This window comes from Phenylobacterium sp., from assembly GCF_035539035.1.
In the GTDB taxonomy this organism is placed as follows: Bacteria; Pseudomonadota; Alphaproteobacteria; order Caulobacterales; family Caulobacteraceae; genus Phenylobacterium.
This window is the reverse complement of the sequence record NZ_DATLJI010000014.1, coordinates 129,938-146,515: the sequence shown is the minus strand read 5'-3', so window position 1 is coordinate 146,515 and position 16,578 is coordinate 129,938. Positions and strand designations below refer to the sequence as shown.

Annotated in this window: 17 protein-coding genes; 5 read left to right on the top strand and 12 right to left on the bottom strand. The window is 72.2% G+C overall.

Annotated elements, in window-relative coordinates; translation table 11 throughout:
* The first annotated feature begins 160 nt into the window (after window positions 1-160).
* Genes VM685_RS10280 through VM685_RS10265 form a run of 4 tightly spaced genes read left to right on the top strand, consistent with a single transcriptional unit; the run spans window position 161 to window position 5,099 of the window.
* Complete coding sequence (locus tag VM685_RS10280; RefSeq protein ID WP_325460056.1) at window positions 161-511, top strand: YciI family protein; 351 nt, start codon at window positions 161-163, stop codon at window positions 509-511.
* Between the two features lie 48 nt (window positions 512-559).
* Window positions 560-1,726: an RNA polymerase sigma factor gene (locus tag VM685_RS10275; protein WP_325460055.1), complete on the top strand. Its 1,167-nt coding sequence runs from the start codon at window positions 560-562 to the stop codon at window positions 1,724-1,726.
* A 53-nt stretch (window positions 1,727-1,779) separates the two neighbouring features.
* Entirely contained in the window at window positions 1,780-3,561 is a 1,782-nt protein-coding gene (locus VM685_RS10270; protein WP_325460054.1) for a feruloyl-CoA synthase, read from the top strand.
* Window positions 3,558-5,099, top strand: coding sequence for an acetolactate synthase large subunit (locus tag VM685_RS10265; RefSeq protein WP_325460053.1), 1,542 nt, complete (start codon window positions 3,558-3,560; stop codon window positions 5,097-5,099). The genes VM685_RS10270 and VM685_RS10265 overlap by 4 nt, the downstream gene beginning before the upstream one ends.
* Before the next feature lie 3 nt (window positions 5,100-5,102).
* Here VM685_RS10265 and VM685_RS10260 read toward each other — a convergent pair whose 3' ends face one another.
* The 6 genes from VM685_RS10260 to VM685_RS10235 form a co-directional block, all read right to left on the bottom strand.
* Window positions 5,103-6,164: a sensor histidine kinase gene (locus VM685_RS10260; RefSeq protein WP_325460052.1), complete on the bottom strand. Its 1,062-nt coding sequence runs from the start codon at window positions 6,162-6,164 to the stop codon at window positions 5,103-5,105.
* A 145-nt stretch (window positions 6,165-6,309) separates the two neighbouring features.
* On the bottom strand, window positions 6,310-7,617 hold the full coding sequence (locus VM685_RS10255) for a hypothetical protein (protein ID WP_325460051.1): 1,308 nt from the start codon (window positions 7,615-7,617) through the stop codon (window positions 6,310-6,312).
* Window positions 7,618-7,773: 156 nt separating this feature from the next.
* Window positions 7,774-8,241 (bottom strand): NfeD family protein, encoded by a 468-nt coding sequence (locus VM685_RS10250; protein ID WP_325460050.1) that lies wholly within the window; start codon window positions 8,239-8,241, stop codon window positions 7,774-7,776.
* 2 nt (window positions 8,242-8,243) lie between these two features.
* Window positions 8,244-9,218 (bottom strand): SPFH domain-containing protein, encoded by a 975-nt coding sequence (locus VM685_RS10245; protein WP_325460049.1) that lies wholly within the window; start codon window positions 9,216-9,218, stop codon window positions 8,244-8,246.
* Between the two features lie 78 nt (window positions 9,219-9,296).
* On the bottom strand, window positions 9,297-9,617 hold the full coding sequence (locus VM685_RS10240) for a hypothetical protein (protein WP_325460048.1): 321 nt from the start codon (window positions 9,615-9,617) through the stop codon (window positions 9,297-9,299).
* A 29-nt stretch (window positions 9,618-9,646) separates the two neighbouring features.
* Entirely contained in the window at window positions 9,647-10,000 is a 354-nt protein-coding gene (locus VM685_RS10235; protein ID WP_325460047.1) for a hypothetical protein, read from the bottom strand.
* Between the two features lie 117 nt (window positions 10,001-10,117).
* On the opposite strand from VM685_RS10235, the gene VM685_RS10230 reads away from it, so the two are divergent.
* On the top strand, window positions 10,118-10,696 hold the full coding sequence (locus VM685_RS10230) for a YbjN domain-containing protein (protein ID WP_325460046.1): 579 nt from the start codon (window positions 10,118-10,120) through the stop codon (window positions 10,694-10,696).
* Here the strand turns inward: VM685_RS10230 and VM685_RS10225 are convergent.
* The 6 genes from VM685_RS10225 to VM685_RS10200 form a co-directional block, all read right to left on the bottom strand.
* Window positions 10,693-11,676: a nitronate monooxygenase family protein gene (locus tag VM685_RS10225; protein WP_325460045.1), complete on the bottom strand. Its 984-nt coding sequence runs from the start codon at window positions 11,674-11,676 to the stop codon at window positions 10,693-10,695. The genes VM685_RS10230 and VM685_RS10225 overlap by 4 nt on opposite strands.
* A gap of 81 nt (window positions 11,677-11,757) precedes the next feature.
* A complete protein-coding gene (locus tag VM685_RS10220; protein ID WP_325460044.1) occupies window positions 11,758-12,540 on the bottom strand; it encodes an SDR family NAD(P)-dependent oxidoreductase in 783 nt (260 codons plus the stop codon).
* 63 nt (window positions 12,541-12,603) lie between these two features.
* Window positions 12,604-13,401 carry a 3-hydroxybutyrate dehydrogenase gene (locus tag VM685_RS10215; RefSeq protein WP_325460043.1) on the bottom strand — a complete coding sequence of 266 codons (798 nt, stop codon included), beginning with the start codon at window positions 13,399-13,401 and terminating at the stop codon, window positions 12,604-12,606.
* The gene (gene yaaA / locus VM685_RS10210) at window positions 13,401-14,201 is read right to left on the bottom strand and encodes a peroxide stress protein YaaA (protein ID WP_325460042.1); all 801 of its coding nucleotides are present in this window, start codon (window positions 14,199-14,201) and stop codon (window positions 13,401-13,403) included. The genes VM685_RS10215 and yaaA overlap by 1 nt, the downstream gene beginning before the upstream one ends.
* A 49-nt stretch (window positions 14,202-14,250) precedes the next feature.
* Window positions 14,251-15,660, bottom strand: a complete 1,410-nt coding sequence (locus VM685_RS10205; protein ID WP_325460041.1) for an FAD-binding oxidoreductase — start codon at window positions 15,658-15,660, stop codon at window positions 14,251-14,253.
* A 24-nt stretch (window positions 15,661-15,684) separates the two neighbouring features.
* A complete protein-coding gene (locus VM685_RS10200; RefSeq protein ID WP_325460374.1) occupies window positions 15,685-16,566 on the bottom strand; it encodes an L-threonylcarbamoyladenylate synthase in 882 nt (293 codons plus the stop codon).
* Between the last annotated feature and the right edge of the window lie 12 nt (window positions 16,567-16,578).

Genomic DNA, 16,578 nt, shown 5'->3' with positions numbered 1-16,578 from the left:
CTGGGCCTGGACCGCCGCCGGAGCCAGGACGGCGAGCGCCGCCGCCACGAAAATCGCACGCATTGCAGAAGGCTCCTGTCGAATCCGGCTTGGCCGCCGCGTCTCCCCGGTGACGCACGCATCCGCGTCGCGCAGACTTCAACCCCGGAGGGGACACCCGATGCAATACATGCTGCTCATCTACGAACCGGAATCCGCCTACGAGGGCGAGGCCGGGCAGGGCCTCCTGCAGGAGATCGTCGCCAGGCACTATGCGCTGGCGGAAGAGCTGCGCCAGAAGGGCCAGTTCAAGGACGGCTCCGGCCTGCAGGAGACCGCGACCGCGACCACCGTGGCCACGACCGGCGGCGCCCAGACGGTGCACGACGGTCCCTTCGCCGAGACCCGCGAGCACCTGGGCGGCTACTACCTGATCGACGTGCCGGACCTGGACGCCGCCCTCGCGATCGCCCGGCGCGTGCCGGTGGCGGACGGCGGCAAGGTCGAGGTGCGCCCGCTGGTCACCTACTGAGCCATGCAGGCGGCGGCGAAAGCGATCGCGGAGGCCCGACCGCGGGTGGTGGCTGCGCTCGCCGCCCGCCTGCGCGACCTGGACCTCGCCGAGGACGCCTTCGCCGAGGCCTGCGCCGCGGCGCTCATCGCCTGGCCGCAGCAGGCGCCGCGCGATCCCGCCGCCTGGCTGTGGCGGGCCTCGCTCCGGCGAGGCATCGACGCGAAGCGCCGGGCCGCCGTGCGCGAGCGGGCGGTCCACGACGCGCCGGCCCCGCCGCCCACGCCGGAGGAGGTCCTGATGGCCGACCAGCCGATCCCCGACGAGCGCCTGCGCCTGATCTTCGTCTGCTGCCATCCGGCGATCGGAGCCGACGCGCGGGCGGCGCTGACACTGAAGGTGGTCTGCGGACTCTCGACCGAGCGCCTCGCCCGCGCCTTCCTGGTCGCCGAGCCGGCCATGCTGCAGCGGATCACCCGGGCCAAGCGCAAGATCGCCGCCGCCGGCGTGCCCTTCGAGGTTCCCGGCCCCGCCGCCTGGCCCGAGCGGCTGGAGGCGGTGCTGGCGACGCTGGAGATCGCCTACGCCCAGGCCTACGAGGACGCCGCCCTGGCCGGCGAGACCGCCGGCTTCGCCGCCGAGGTCCTGCGGCTGTCCGGCCTGCTGGCCGAGCTGGTCCCGGACGACCCCGAGGTCCTGGGCCTCGCCGCCCTCGTCCGCTTCACCGAGGCGCGCCGCCCCGCGCGCCTCGACGACGCCGGCGCCATGGTCCCGCCGGAGGCGCAGGACGTGCGCCTCTGGCGCCGTGACCTCATCGCCGAGGGCGCGGCCCTGATGGCCCGCGCGGCGGACCTCGGCCGCAGCGGCCCGCGCCAGATCCTCGCCGCCATCCACGGCGCCCACCTCTCCCGCATGGAGACCAGGGCCACGCCCTGGGCCGACATCGCGGCGCTCTACGACGTCCTCCTGACCGTGCGCCCGACGCCGGTCACGCGGGTGAACCGCGCCGTGGCCCTGGGCGAAGCGTTCGGCGGCGAGGCCGGTCTCGCGGCCCTGGCCGAGATCGATCCCGAGCGGCTAGAGGCCTGGCTCCCCTGGCACGCGGCCCGCGCCGGCCTCTTCGCCAAGGCGGGCGACAGCCTCCGCGCCCGCGAGGCGCTGAAGGCGGCCCTGGCGCTGAAACCCGCCCCGGCCGAGCGGCTGTTCCTGGAGCGCCGGCTCCGCGCGCTCGGCTGAACCGCGCCCTTTCGCCTTTCCTTCCCCCGCGGCGCTTGGAATAAGGGCGGTCCATGGACGCCGAGCTCCGCATCGCCAACGCGCCCTTCCGCGACCCGCGCTACGCCCCGCGCCGGCTGGAGGTGGACCGGCGCGCCGGCGGCGAGATGGTGCTGACCAATCCGACGCCCGTCTCCACCCGCTTCCTGACCACCACCGCCTCGCTGGACCACTGGGCGCAGGCCGCGCCGGACCGGGTGTGGCTGGCCGAGCGCTCCGGCGACGGCTGGCGCACGATCACCTTCGCCGAGGCGCGCGAGCGGGTGTCCGTCCTGGCCGGCGGCCTGCGCGAACTGGGCGTGGTCGGACCCCGGCCGCTGCTGATCCTCTCGGCCAACGCCATCGACCACGCCCTGATCAAGTACGCGGCCATGAGCCAGGGCATGCCCGTGGCGCCGGTTTCGCCGCAGTACGGCCTGAAGGGCGCGAACCTCGCCCGCCTCACGCACGCGGTGGAAGTCCTGAAGCCCGCGGCCGTTTACACCGAGGACGCCGCCCTGTTTGGCCACGGGCTCGGCGCCGACTGCCTGGCCGGCCTGCCGGTGATCGCCGGCCGAAACGCCCGGCCAACAGACGTGCCTCTGGAGCGCCTGTTCGCCGCCGCCCCCGCCGCTTTCACGGCTGCGCCCGACGACCACGCCAAGTACCTGCTGACCTCAGGCTCCACGGGCCTGCCCAAGGCGGTGATCTGCCTGCACCGTAGCGTCTCGATCAACGCCGCCCAGATCGAGGCCTGCTTCGACGATCCCGAGCCGCCGGTGATGCTGCACTCCGCGCCCTGGAGCCACAGCCTGGGCGCCAACGCCATCCTTCACATGGGCCTGCACCGCGGCGGCACGCTCTACATCGACCACGGCCAGCCCACCGCCGCCCGCTTCGGCGAGACGATCCGCAACCTCCACGACGTCTCGCCCACCTACCAGAACATGGTGCCGGCCGGCTGGATGCTGCTGGTCGACGAGCTGGAGAAGGACGCGGCCCTGGCCCGCAAGTTCTTCGCCCATGTCCGCCTGCTGCAGTACGGCGGCGCGGCGCTCGGCCAGGCCACCGCCGACCGCATCCAGGCGGTCGCCGTGCGGACCGTCGGCGAGCGGATCAGCTTCGGCTCCGGCTATGGGGCGACCGAGACCGGACCCACCGCCTGCAACGTCCACTGGCCCAACGCCCGCATGGGGATGATCGGCCTGCCGATCCCGGGGACCTCGGTGCGGCTGGTGCCGGAAGCCGGCAAGCTCGACTTCCGGGTGAAGGGCCCGCAGGTCACGCAGGGCTACCTCGGCCGTCCGGATCTGGCCTCCAGCATCTTCGACGAGGAAGGCTTCTACGTCCTGGGCGACGCCGCGCGGCTGGTGGACCCCGAGGACCCGCGCGAGGGCATGGTCTTCGACGGTCGGCTGTCGGAGAACTTCAAGCTGGCCAGCGGCACCTTCGTGGGCGTCGGCGACCTGCGCATCGGCGCCGTGGGCGCGATCGGCGGTGCCGTCACCGACGCGGTGGTCTGCGGCGAGGGCCGCGAGGCCGTGGGCCTGCTGCTCTACCCCAGCCCGACCCGCAGCCGCGCCGAGATCGAGGCGGCGGTCCGCGAGGGCCTTGCGCGGTTCAACGCCCACGCCAAGGGCGCCGGCGGCCGGGTCGCCCGCGCCCTCGTCCTGCCCGACGCCCCCGACCCCAACGCTGGCGAGATCACCGACAAGGGCTACATCGCCCAGAGCCTCGCCCGCGCCCGGCGCAGCGAGGCCATCGAGCGCCTCTTCGCCGATCCCCCTCCTCCTGACGTGATGGTGTTTTCCGCATGAACGGCGCCGACGCCCTGATCTCCACCCTGGTGGCCAACGAGGTCACCGCCTGCTTCGCCAACCCCGGCACCAGCGAGATGCAGTTCGTCGCCGCCCTCGACGGGGTGCCGCAGATGCGCCCCGTGCTCTGTCTGTTCGAGGGCGTGGCCACCGGGGCCGCCGACGGCTACGGCCGCATGGCCGACCGGCCGGCCTGCACCCTGCTGCACCTCGGTCCCGGCTACGGCAACGGCCTGGCCAACCTGCACAACGCCCGGCGCGCCTTCACCCCGGTGGTCAACGTGGTCGGCGACCACGCCACCTACCATCGGCAGTACGACGCGCCGCTGAACTCCGACATACCGACGATCGTGAAGCCCAACTCGATCTGGGTGAAGTCGGCCGACGCGCCGGACAGCGTCGCGGGCCTCGCCGCCGAGGCGGTGGCCGCCAGCTACGGGCCGCCCGGCGGTCCGGTGAGCCTGATCCTGCCCGCCGACTCCGCCTGGCTGGAGACCACCTCCGAGCCGGTGATCGCCCAGAAGCCGACCCGCCCCGCGCCGTCCGGCCAGGCGGTGGACGCCGCCGTCCGCGCCATCAAGGGCGCGAAGAAGCCGGTCGTGCTGCTGGGCGGCCAGGCCTGCCGGGCCGAGGCGCTGAAGGAGGCCGCCCGCCTCGAGGCCGCCGGCGTCACCGTCTATACGGACACCTTCGTGCCCCGCCAGCCGCGGGGCGCCGGCGTCTTCCTGCCGAAGAAGATGCCCTATTTCGGCGAGATGGCGCTGGGCGAGCTGGAAGGCGTCGACCTGATGGTCTTCGTCGGCACGGCCATGCCGGTCGCCTTCTTCGCCTACCCGGACCGGCCGAGCGTGCTGATCCCCGAGGGCTGCGAGACCCTGACGCTTGCCGAGCGGTCCGAGGACTCCGTCGCCGGCCTCGCCGCCCTGGCCGAGGCGCTCGGCGCCCCGTCCGCGGGCCCGACCCAGCCGCTGTCGATCCCGGACGCCGCGCCGAGTGGCGGGCTGAACGCCTACTTCGCCGGCGCGTCCGTCGCCCGCCACCTGCCCGAGAACGCCATCCTCTGCGACGACGCCGTGACCTCCGGGACCGGCGTGGCCGCGGGCACGGCGACCGCCAAGCCGCACGACGTCCTGGCGCTCACCGGCGGCGCCATCGGCGCGGGCCTGCCGTTGGCCGTCGGCGCGGCGGTGGCCTGCCCCGACCGCAAGGTGGTGTCGCTGAACGGCGACGGCGCGGCGATGTACACGGTCCAGGCGCTCTGGACGATGGCCCGCGAGAACCTCGACGTGACGGTCGTGGTCTTCGCCAACCACACCTACCGCATCCTCAACGTCGAGATGACCCGCACGGGCGCGGGCCAGGCCGGGCCGCAGGCGGCCAAGCTCCTCGACCTGGGCGACCCGAAGATCGACTGGGTCTCGGTGGCCAAGGGCCTGGGCCTGTCGGCCGTCCGCTGCGAGACCGCCGAGGCCTTCGACCAGGCCTTCGCCGCCGCCATGGCCCAGCGGGGCCCGGCCTTCATCGAAGCCGTGATCTGACCCCTAGTCGGCGGCAGGCCGGAGCCGCTCCGAGAGCGGCGCGCGGATGGTGCAGACCAGACCCTCGGCGGGGAAGTCGAGCACCACCGATCCGCCCAGCTCGCGCGCGACGCCGCGCTCGAGCAGCCGAGAGCCGAAACCCCGCGACTGGGGCGGGCTGATCCGCCGGCCCTGGCTCTCCCGCCAGACGATCAGGGCTTCGCCGTCGCCGGCCGCCACCTCGATGTCCACCCGGCCCGCGCCGGCCCAGGCGCCGTGCTTGAGCGCGTTGGTGGCCAACTCGTGCAGGGCCATGCCCAGGCTGACGGCGACATTGGCGTCGAGCGCCAGGTCGTCCCCCTGGTACCGGTACGGCCGCCCGAAGTGGTCGAGCGTCCCGTCCGTCAGCTCGCGCAGCGAGGCGCTGGTCCATTCCCGCTTCACGAGCAGGTTGTGGGTGCTGGACAGCGCCATCAGGCGCGAGACGAAGGTGTCGCGGAAGTCCTCCCGGTCGTTGGCGTGGTTCAGGGTCTGGACGGCGATCGACTGGACCGTGGCCAGGGTGTTCTTCACCCGGTGGTTCAGCTCGTCGAGCAGCAGCTTCTGGCGCTGCTCGTGCTCGCGCATCTCGACCATGGTGGCCATGGCCGCGCGCAGCTCGGCCAGGGCTTCGTCGCGTTCGGCGATCCGCGCCTGCAGGGCGTCCGACGACGGGAGGGCGATCGCCTTCGGCAGAAGCGGCCACAAGGCCAGGGCGGTGATCACGGAGGCCGCCGCGGTCGCGGCCTTCACCAGCGCCTCCACCCCGTAGTCGGCGTGCCACAGGGTCCAGACCATCATGAAGTGGGTCACCCCGCACAGCATGATGAAGGCCACGAACATCCAGATCGCCCAGCCGAAACGGACGTCGCGGCGGTGGTACAGGAAGACGCCCAGCGCCAGCGGGATGGAGAAATAGGCGATGCCGATGAGGACATCGGACACCGCGTGGGTCCAGATCAGTTCGGGCCGCCAGAGCAGGCAGATGCCGTGCGGGCTCAGGGTGTCGGAGGCGAGGAACTGGCGTACGGCGTCGAGAAAGTTCATCCGATCCTCTGCGCGGCTCGTCCGGCTACAAACGGACAGAGCCGCCGGAAGCTGCCGCCGGTAGCCGATTCCTCAACCTGACCGCGCAAAGAAAAAGGCCCGCGGGCGAACCCGCGGGCCTCGTTCATCCAGGCTGGTGAGAGCCCTAGCTGTTGCCGGGCAGCTTGCAGCCGCCAGTGAAGGCGCAGCCCGTCGCCCCGATCGCGGTCACGGTCGGCGCGGTGTTGTACTCGATCATGTAGCCCTTCAGGCCATCGGCGCAGGCGACTTCCACGAGCGTGGTGCCCTTCTGCGTCTTGGCGGCCAGGCGCGAGTTCGACACCACGCAGGACTGCACGTTGTTCTTCTTCAGGTCGGCGGTCAGGCCGGCGTAGTCCACCGGGCCCAGGCCGCACTTATAGCCGGCCACCAGCGCGCGGCCGCAGTCGAGCACCTGGCCCTTGCCGCTGGCCGGGAAGATGCCCACGGCGCCCTTGCCGTCCTTGCAGACCATCTCCACGACTTCCTCGTTCCCGCGCATCGGGAACAGGGCGTACTTGTCGACGTCGCAGGTGGAGCCGGCGGCCTTGGCCAGCCGGGTGTAGAGGCCGGCCTGTTCGTTCTGCGCCTGGCGGGCGTCCGTCAGGGTGCAGCCGCCGAGCACGCCGTTGGCCTTGGCGCAGTCCCAGCTCTGGGCGACCTGGCCGTTGGCGATCTTGTAGATGTAGCCCTTGCCGTCCTGGCAGGAGGCCTCGAAGAAGTTCGCGCCGTCCTTGGAGGCGCCGACGAAGCGCCGGTCCTTCACCGCGCACTGCGTCGTGGCCGCGTACTTGTCCACCACCGCCAGGCGCGAGGCCTTGTCGGTGAGGGTGCACTTGATGTTGCCCTCGCTGTCATCGAAATTCAGGCAGTTCTGGGCCTGGGCTTCCTTCGTCGGATCGAACGGCGCCGACGCCAGCACGATGTAGCCCTCGCCGCCCTGGCAGGCGACTTCGATGTAGGTCTGGGTCTTGCCCTGGCCGATGCCGCGGGTGCGCTCGGGGACGCAGGCCGCGCCGGCCTTCTGCAGCATGGGGGTCAGCACCGACTTCGGGTCGCTGTTCGCCGCCAGCTTGCACGGCAGGGAGGCCTCCTTGGCGCCTTCCGGCACGGTGTTGGCCTCGATGCAGGTGAAGGCGCTGGCTTGTCCGCCGGCCGGGGCCTGCAGCACGAAGCCCATCCCCTGCTGGCAGGCCACTTCGTAGAAGTTGGTCGAGGTCTTCGCCTTCTTGTCTTCCTGCTTGCCGACGAAGCGGGCGTCGGTCACCTGGCAGTTCAGGCCCAGCGACTGGACCACCGCCGGCGCCTCGGCCATGCCCTGCTTGCGCTGGGCCTCGGTGACCGCATCACCCTTCTTGGCCTGCGACATGGCGGCGGCCGGGACCAGCACGGCGGTGGCCAGGGCCGCGACCAGTCCAAATGCTCTGGGCCTCATCTCAGAAATCTCTCCTGGGGTTTTCCTTCGGCGCGCACATAAGCGCCCCATAGTCCTCAGGGTCAAGATGAGCGGCGAACCCGGCCGAAGTGTGGCGCGGTTCCAATGGCTTAGGCCTTCCGCAACGCCCTCTGGGCGCCGTCCGGAAGACCCGTGTTACGGCGAAGCCCGGGCCTCGCGGACCTGCAGCCGCGTCCCGCTCACGCCGACGACCTCGACGTGGGCGCCGTCCTTGAGCCGCTCGCCCTCGGCGAGCTCGGCCGCCCACTCCTTGCCGTCGATGAACACCCGGCCCGCGCGGTTCTCGAAGGCCCCGACCGCCTCGCCCCGGTGCCCCAGCAGCCGGGCGATGTTGTCGTTGATGTCCTGGCCGGCGCCGATCACGGACCGCGGCAGGTACCGCCGCGCCGCCAGCGTCGAGACGATGGTCAGCGCCGCATAGAGCAGCAGGGCGGCCGGCAGCGACAGGCCGGCGAGCGCGGCGAGCCCGACCACGCCGGCCGCCGCCGAGGCCCAGAGCAGCCAGCCCGAGCCGGTGAGGATCTCGATGGCCAGCAACGCCGCGCCCAGCGCCGCCCAGGCCCAGAAGGGGTGCGCCAGATAGAGGTCGAGCAGCCCGTCCATGGTCAGGCTCCGGTCGGGGGCACGGCCGAGCCGCGGGGCGGCCTCGGGCGAGGCGGCGGCGCGGGCGGGCCGTCGGCCTGCACGGCCTTCACCAGTTCGCCGATGCCGCCGATGGAGCCCACCAGGGCGCTCATCTCGGCCGGGACGATGACCGTCTTCTGCTGCGGGCTCTCGGCCAGCTTGGCGAAGGCCTCCACATACCGCTGGGCCACGAAATAGTTGATGGCGTTCACGTCACCGCGGGCGATGGCGTTGGACACCATCTCGGTCGCCTTGGCCTCGGCCTCGGCCTCGCGCTCGCGGGCCTCGGCGTCGCGGAAGGCGGCCTCGCGGCGGCCCTCGGCCTCCAGGATCGCCGCCTGCTTGGCGCCCTCGGCGCGGGCGATCGCGGCCGACTTCTCGCCGTCGGCCTCGGTGATCACCGCCCGCCGCTCCCGCTCGGCCTTCATCTGCCGGGCCATGGCGTTGGTGATGTCCGGCGGCGGCTGCAGGTCCTTGATCTCGATGCGCGCCACCTTCACGCCCCACGGGCTGGTGGCGGCGTCGATGACGTTGAGCAGCCGCGAGTTGATCGCGTCACGCTGGAACAGCACCTCGTCCAGCTCCATCGAGCCGACCACGGTGCGCAGGTTGGTCATCGCGAGCTGGGTGATGGCGTAGGTCAGGTTGTCGACGCGGTAGGCGGCCGCCGCGGCGTCCATCACCTGGATGAAGACGATGCCGTCCACCTGGACCACCGCGTTGTCCTTGGTGATCACCTCCTGGCGCGGCACATCCAGCACCTGCTCCATCATGTTCACCTTGCGCCCGACGGTCTCGACGAACGGGGTGAGGAAGCTGATGCCGGGGGCGAGCGTCCGGGTGTAGCGGCCGAACCGCTCCACCGTGTATTCGCGCCCCTGGGGCACGATCTTGATCGCGCTGATCGCGACAATCACCGCAAGCGCCAGGAAGACGAGCGCGACAGCCAGTTCCATGACATCCCTCCCGAAGACCGGGACAGATTATCGACGGTCAGAGCTGCACGATACGGGAATCGAGAGCTGCTGCGCGGGTCAGCCGCGCGCCTTGCAGACCTTCTCGACCTTGTCGGCCAGGGCGTGACGTCCCTCGCTGACAAGTATCGCACGCGCCTCGTCGCAGCGGCCAGCCGCCAGCAGCGGGTCGACGCGGGCCTTCAGCGCCTCCCAGTCGCGGCCGCGCTCGACAGCGGCGACGCTCATCCGGGGCGGGACGCCTGCGCGGAGCGACGGGCAGGCGAGGGCCTGGCCCACCCGGCAGCCGGCGGGGTCGCGGTCCGCCGGGGCCGGCTGTCCGCCGGCGAAGCCTGGAGCCGCCAGGAGGCCCAGACCGACGAGAGCAACGAGTACGCGCATCGAACAGACCTCCTTTGGGGGACGAAACCTCAGCTCTTGCGGCAGGCCCGGCGGATCTGGGCGGCCAGATCGTGCAGGCCTTCGTTGGTGGCCAGCTTGCGCGCGCCGTCGCAGTCGCCCTGCTGCAGCGCCGCGTCGATCTTGTCGCGGGTGGTCTCCCACTTGCGCTTGTCGTCGCCGCCGACCGCCGAGCCCTTCCGCTCGGTGACGTAGCTCTCGAGCTGGCCGCGGCCCGGGCGCAGCTTGTCGGCTTCCAGGCGCTCGCGGGCGGTGATCTCCGGCTTCTCGGCCGTCGCCGGCGCGGTGGGGGCCGGCGCAGGATCCTGCGCGAACGCCGGCGCCGACAGGACCGCCACAGCAAGGGCCAGGACAACAGAACGCATCACCATCGCTCCACGGCGGGAAGGGTTTCCGCGAGGCTACCCCAATCCCGCCGCCGCAACCAGAGCGCACGCCGCCGCGCCATGCTCGCGCCCAGGTCCTGGGTCTGCTAGCGCACCATGATGCTCAGGAACCTGTCCCTGCCCGTCTTGCTGGCCACGCTCGCGCTGGCCGGCCCCGTCGTCGCCCAGGGCCCCAAGGCGGCTCCGGCCAAGGCGTCCCCCGCGAAAGCCGCGCCGGCGAAACCCGCCCCGGTCGCCGCCGCCGCCGGCCCGTTCAACGCCCAGGACCCGGCCTCCCTGTCCGGCCTGCTGAACGCCGCCGGCGCCAGGGCCCAGGTGGGCCAGCGGGACGCCGATGCGGTGCTGGTGACCGTCACCTCGCCGGCCGCGGACTTCACGGTCCAGTTCGTCGGCTGCGATGGGCAAGGGCGGACCTGCAAGGCCGCCCTGTTCGACTTCGCGGCCAAGTCGTCGTCGCCGACGCTCGCCCACCTCAACGGCTTCAACCAGAGCTCCGCGCTCTGCCGCACGCACCAGGCGCGGGGCGGCGTGGCCCACGTGACCTATTCGGCCCTGTTGTTCCGCGGCGACACGCGCCAGGAGATGACCACCCACGTCGACGCCTGGCGGGGCTGCCTCGGCGACTTCGCGGCCTTCCTGAAGGATCCGCCGGGCTACCTGGCGGCCGCGCCCTAGGCCGGGACCTTCGTCCGTCCGCGCAGCGCCGCCACCTGGTCGATGGCGGCCTCTGCCTCGGCCATGATCCGCCGGACGATCTCGCCGGCCGGCAGCACCTCGCGCACCCCGCCCGCCGACTGGCCCATGGCGAAGCAGGACTTGTCCGGATCGAGTCCCTCGATCTGGCCGCCGATGCCGCCCATGACGCCGGCGTTGTGCGAGATCATCGCCTGCATCGGGAAGGGCTGGATGTCCTGCGGACGCTTCTCCCAGTCCTCGACATACGGGTTCTTCTTCACCCGCATCGGCTTGCCGGAGTAGCTGCGGGTGCGGATGGTGTCCTCGTCGGACGCCTCCAGGATGGTCTCGCGGTAGAGCTCGCCGGCGTGCGCCTCCTTCGAGGCGATGAACCGGGTGCCCATCCACACGCCCACCGCACCCAGGCTCAGCGCCGCGGCCAGGCCTCGGCCGTCGTAGAGGCCGCCGGCCGCCACCACCGGGACCTTCACCGCCTCCACCGCCTGGGCGACCAGCGGCATGGTGCCCACCAGGCCGGTGTGCCCGCCGCCCTCGCCGCCCTGGCAGATCACCGCGTCGCAGCCGGCCTGCTCGGCCTTCACCGCGTGCTTCACCGCGCCGCAGACGACCATCACCTTCAGGCCCGCCTTCTTCAGCTTCTCCATGATCGGCATCGGCACGCCGAGCCCGGCCACGAAGGACGAGGCGCCCTCCTCGATGATCACGTCCACCGAGGCCGTCAGGCTCTCCGGGCTGGCCGCCAGGAGGTCGACGCCGAACGGCCTGTCGGTGAGCGTCTTCACCAGGCGCATCTGGTCGCGGATGAAGTCGGGCCCGCGCCCGGCCATGCCCAGCACGCCGTAGCCGCCGGCGTTGGACACCGCGGCCACGAGCTCGGCGTAGGAGACGCCGCCCATGCCAGCCAGCATGATCGGGTGCTGCACGCCCAGCAGGTCGCAAAGCTTCGTGTGCAGGGTCATCGCCATCCTCCCGTTGTGTCGTTGCCGCGGAGGATGGCGCCGTAGGTTATCGTTGGAAACCGTGACCCGAGGTCAGGCGCCTCAGAAGATCGTATAGCCGCCGTCGATCACGAAGCTGTCGCCGGTGTGGAAGCGCGAGGCGTCGGAGGCCAGATAGACGGCGATGCCCGAGAAGTCCGCGCCGTCGCCCCAGCGGCGCATGGGCACGCGCTTCAGGATCACCTGCTCGTTGAACTTGTCGTTGTCCTGGGCGCCGGCGGTCATGTCGGTGGCGATCCAGCCGGGCAGGATCGAATTGGCCCGGATGCCGTAGCGCGCGTACTCCACCGCCAGGCCCCGCACCATCGAGAGCACGGCGCCCTTGGTCGAGGCATAGGCCTCGTTGCGCGGAGCCCCATGGATCGCCGAGGTCGAGGAGGTCACCGCCAGCGAGCCGCCCGGATCGCCGGACCGCGCCCGCTCGACCATGTGCCTGGCGGCCTCGCGGAAGGTCCAGAACACCGCGTCCAGGTTCACCGTGGTGACCCGCCGCCAGCGCTCGGTGGTCATCTCCTCGAACGGCCCGCCGCCGCCGATGCCGGCGTTGGCGACGCAGAAGTCGAGCCGGCCGAAGGTCTTCAGGACCTCGGCGACGCCGGCCACCACGGCCGCCTCGTCCGCCACGTCCACCTTCTGCACGAGGACCTCGACGCCATGCGCCTTCAACGTCGCCTCGGCGCGGGCGTTCTTCTCCGGGTTCTGGCCCCAGATCGCCACCTTGGCGCCGGCCGCGGCCAGGCCCTCGGCCATGCCCAGGCCGATCCCGCCATTGCCGCCGGTGACCAGGGCCACCTTGCCCGTCAGGTCGAAGGGATTGAACGCCATGGCCTCCCGCTCCTTTTTCAAACAGTCGTTGGGAGAGGAAAGGCCCCGGTTACCCCACGGTCGTCAAGCCGCCGTCCAGCCGCCGTCGACGGTGAGCGCCGCGCCGGTGGTCCCAGCGCCCATGTCGGAGACCAGGTAGAGCAGCAGGCCGGCCAGCTGTTCGTACTCGATGAAGCTCTTGTTCGGCTGGGCGGCGAGGATGACGTCCTCCACGACCCGGTCGACGGCAATGCCGCGCGCCTTGGCCTGGTCGGCGATCTGGGCCTCCACCAGCGGCGTCTTCACATAGCCCGGGCAGATGGCGTTCACGGTGATCCCCTGACGGGCGACCTCCAGGGCACAGGACTTGGTGAAGCCGACGATCCCGTGCTTGGCCGCCACATAGGCCGACTTGAACGGCGAGGCGACGAGGCCGTGCGCCGAGGCCAGGTTGACGATCCGGCCGCGCCCGGCGGCTTTCATCACCGGCAGGGCCGCGCGGGTGGCGTGGAAGGCGCTGGTCAGGTTGATGGCGATGATCGCGTCCCACTTCTCGGGCGGGAACTCGTCCACCGGGGCCACGTGCTGGATGCCGGCGTTGTTGACCAGGATGTCCAGCCGCCCGAGCTCGCGCCAGGCGGTGTCGATCAGGTCCGTGATCTCGCCGGGCCTGGTCATGTCGGCGCCGTGGTAGAGCACCTTCACGCCGGTCTCGGCCTCGATCCGGCGCCGGTCGGTCTCGATCTGCGCCGGGTCGCCGAAGCCGTTCAGCACCACGTTCACGCCCTGCCGCGCCAGCGCCTCGGCCATGGCCTGGCCGATGCCGCTGGTCGAGCCGGTGACCACCGCCACCTGGCCGTCGAGGTTGTAGGGCGCGGGCATCAGTCGGCCTCCTTGCGGGTCTGGGCGGCCGGCGGCGGCTGCGGCCGGGCGAAGGTGTACTCGCTCTCGCTGGAGAGCTCGGGGACGAAACGGTAGCCGGCGACGTCGAAGCCCTTCAGCGCCTCGTGCCGGTCCAGCCGGTTGTCGATCGCCCAGCGGGCGAGCATCCCCCGGGCGCGCTTCGCGTAGAAGGAGATGATGCGGGCCTCGCCATCCTTCTCCTCCAGGAAGCGGCAGGACAGCACCGGCAGCTTCAGGGCCGCGCGGTCCACCGCCCCGAAGTACTCGCCGCTGGCGCAGTTCACGAGGGTCTTGTCGTTGTGGCCCATGGCGTCGGCGTTCAGCGCCTCGGCGATCTTGCCGCCCCAGAAGTCGTAGAGGCTCTGGCCGCGCTTGGTCTTCAGCCGCGTCCCCATCTCCAGCCGGTAGGGCTGGATGGCGTCCAGCGGCCGCAGCACGCCGTAGAGGCCTGAGAGGATCCGCACATGATCCTGCGCCCAGGCCAGGCCCTTCTTGTCCAGGGTGCGCGCCTGCAGGCCCGCATAGACGTCGCCGTTGAAGGCGAAGGCCGCCTGCAGCCCCTCCTCCGACGCGGGATCGAAAGCCTGGAAGCGCTCTCGGTTCAGCTTGGCCAGGGCGTCCGACAGGCTCATCAGCCGCTTCAGGTCGGCGGCGCGGAGCTTCTTCGTCACCTTGGAGAGCTCGGCCGTCTCGCTCCCGAGCTGCGGCGTCGTTACGGGCGCAGAAACCGGCGGCGCGCTGAAGTCGAGCGCCTTGGCCGGGGAAAGCACGATGAGCATCGCCGCCTCATAGGCTTCACCGCGGCGAGCGCCAACCCCCGCCCCGCCTTTAGAACAGGACCCGCGGGTTCATAATGCGCTTCGGGTCGAGCGCCTGGCGGATCGCCCGCATGGCGGCCACTTCCACCGGGCTCTTGTAGCGCAGGGCCTCGGCGGTCTTCATCGCCCCGAGGCCGTGCTCGGCGCTGATCGAGCCGCCCAGCCTGGCCACGATGTCGTGCACCTTCCGGCTGCCCTCGTCGCGCTTGGCGGCGTGTTCGGCGTCGGAGCCGCCGTCGGGCCGCAGCACGTCGTAGTGGATGTTGCCGTCGCCGGCGTGGCCGAAGGCGGCGATGCGGCAGCCCGGCGCGAACGCCTGCATGGCGGCGGTGGCCTCGGCCAGGAAGACGGCGACCTGGCTCACCGGCACGGCGACGTCGTGCTTCCAGGTGGCGCCCTCGGGCTTCTGGGCCGGCGACTGGTTCTCGCGGATCGCCCACAGCGCCTTGGCCTGGACGTCGGACTGGGCCACCACGGCGTCGCGGATCAGGCCGTCTTCCACGCCCGAGGTCAGGAACCGCTCCATGGCCGCCTCCGCCGAGCCGGGCTCGCCGGACGCGAACTCGGCCAGCACGTACCAGGGGTGCGACTCGGCCAGCGGGTCGCGCGTGCCGGCGATGTTCCGGAGCGCGAAGTCGACGCCGATGCGGGCCATCAGCTCGAAGGCCTCCACCGCCCCGCCGGTCTCCTCCCGGGCCCGCGCCAGCAGGCGGATGGCGTCCTCCGGCGAGCCTACGCCCAGCATGGCGACCGCCCGGCTCGCCATCACCGGATGCAGTTTCAGCGCCGCGGCGGTGACCACGCCCAGCGTGCCCTCCGCGCCGATCAGCAGCTGCTTCAGGTCGTAGCCGGTGTTGTCCTTGCGCAGCCGCTTCAGACCGTTCCAGACCTCGCCGGTGGGGAGCACGGCCTCCAGCCCCAGCACCAGGTTGCGGGCCATGCCGTAGCGCAGCACCTGGGTGCCGCCGGCGTTGGTGGAGACGAAGCCGCCCACCGTGGCCGAGCCTTCGGAGGCGAGGCCCAGCGGGAAGCGCCGGTTGGCCCCGGCGGCCGCCTCGTGCACCGCCGCCAGCGTGACGCCCGCCTCGGCCACCAGCACGTCGTCGAAGGCGTCGAGGTCGCGGATCGCGCGCAGCCGCTCGGTGGAGAGCAGCACCTCGCCCTGCGGGATCTGGCCGCCCACCAGGCCGGTGTTGCCGCCCTGGGTGGTGATCGGCACGCCGGCCTCGAAGCAGATCCCCACCACCGCGGCGACGTCCTCGGTGGTCTTGGGCAGGGCCAGGAAGGGCGTGGTCCCCACCCAGCGGTCGCGCCACTCCACGAGCTTCGGCGCGATGCGGTCGGCATCGGTGCTCCAGCCGCCCTCCCCCAGCACGGCCTTCAGGCGTGAGAGCACGTCGGAGGGAACGGGAACGGTCATGACGATGACGATAGCTCCTGCGCCCTAGCCCACAAACCCCGCGGCCCGGCGCAGGCGGTCGTTGATCGCCTCGCCGAGTCCGGTCTCCGGGATCGGGGCCACCGCGATGGCGGCCGGCCGGGTCCGGTCGGCGGCGCGCAGGTAGGCGAAGAGGTTGGCGGCGGCCTCGGCGAGGTCCCCCGTCGGGCTGAGGTTCCAGGGCCCCTGCCCCTGCGGGCCAAAGGAGAGCCAGGCCTCCCCCGGCCGCGGCGCGGCCGCCTCCAGCCGCACGGGCGCGTTCGGCGCGTAGTGGCGCGCCAGCCTTCCCGGCGAGCGCTTCGCGTCGGCCTCGGCCTCCGACAGGGGGCCGACGACGGCCTCGATCTCCGCGCGGGTGACGGCGCCGGGCCTGAGCAGCCGCGGCGCGTCCAGCAGGGCGACGACGGTGGATTCCAGACCCACCCGGCAGGGGCCGCCGTCCAGGGCCGCGGCCGCGGCCTCGCCGGTCTCCTCCACGGCGTCTTCGAACGTCGTCGGACTGGGCCGCCCGGAGCGGTTGGCGGAGGGCGCCACCAGCGGGCCGCCGAAGGCCTGGAGCAGGGCGTGGGCGATCGGATGCGCGGGCGCCCGGACCGCCACCGTGTCCAGCCCCGCCCGGGCGAGGTCGCAGACCGCGTCGGTGTCCGCCGCCGGCAGCACCAGGGTCAGCGGCCCCGGCCAGAACCGTTCGGCGAGAGCCAGGGCGCGGGTGTCGAAGCGGGCGATCCTGCGCCCCATGGCGAGGTCCGCCACATGGGCGATCAGCGGGTTGAAGCTCGGCCGGCCCTTCGCCTCGTAGACCTTCGCCACCGCCCGCGCCTTGGCGGCGTCGGCAGCCAGGCCATAGACGGTCTCAGTAGGCATCAGCACCAAGCCGCCGGCCCGCAGCGCCGCGGCGGC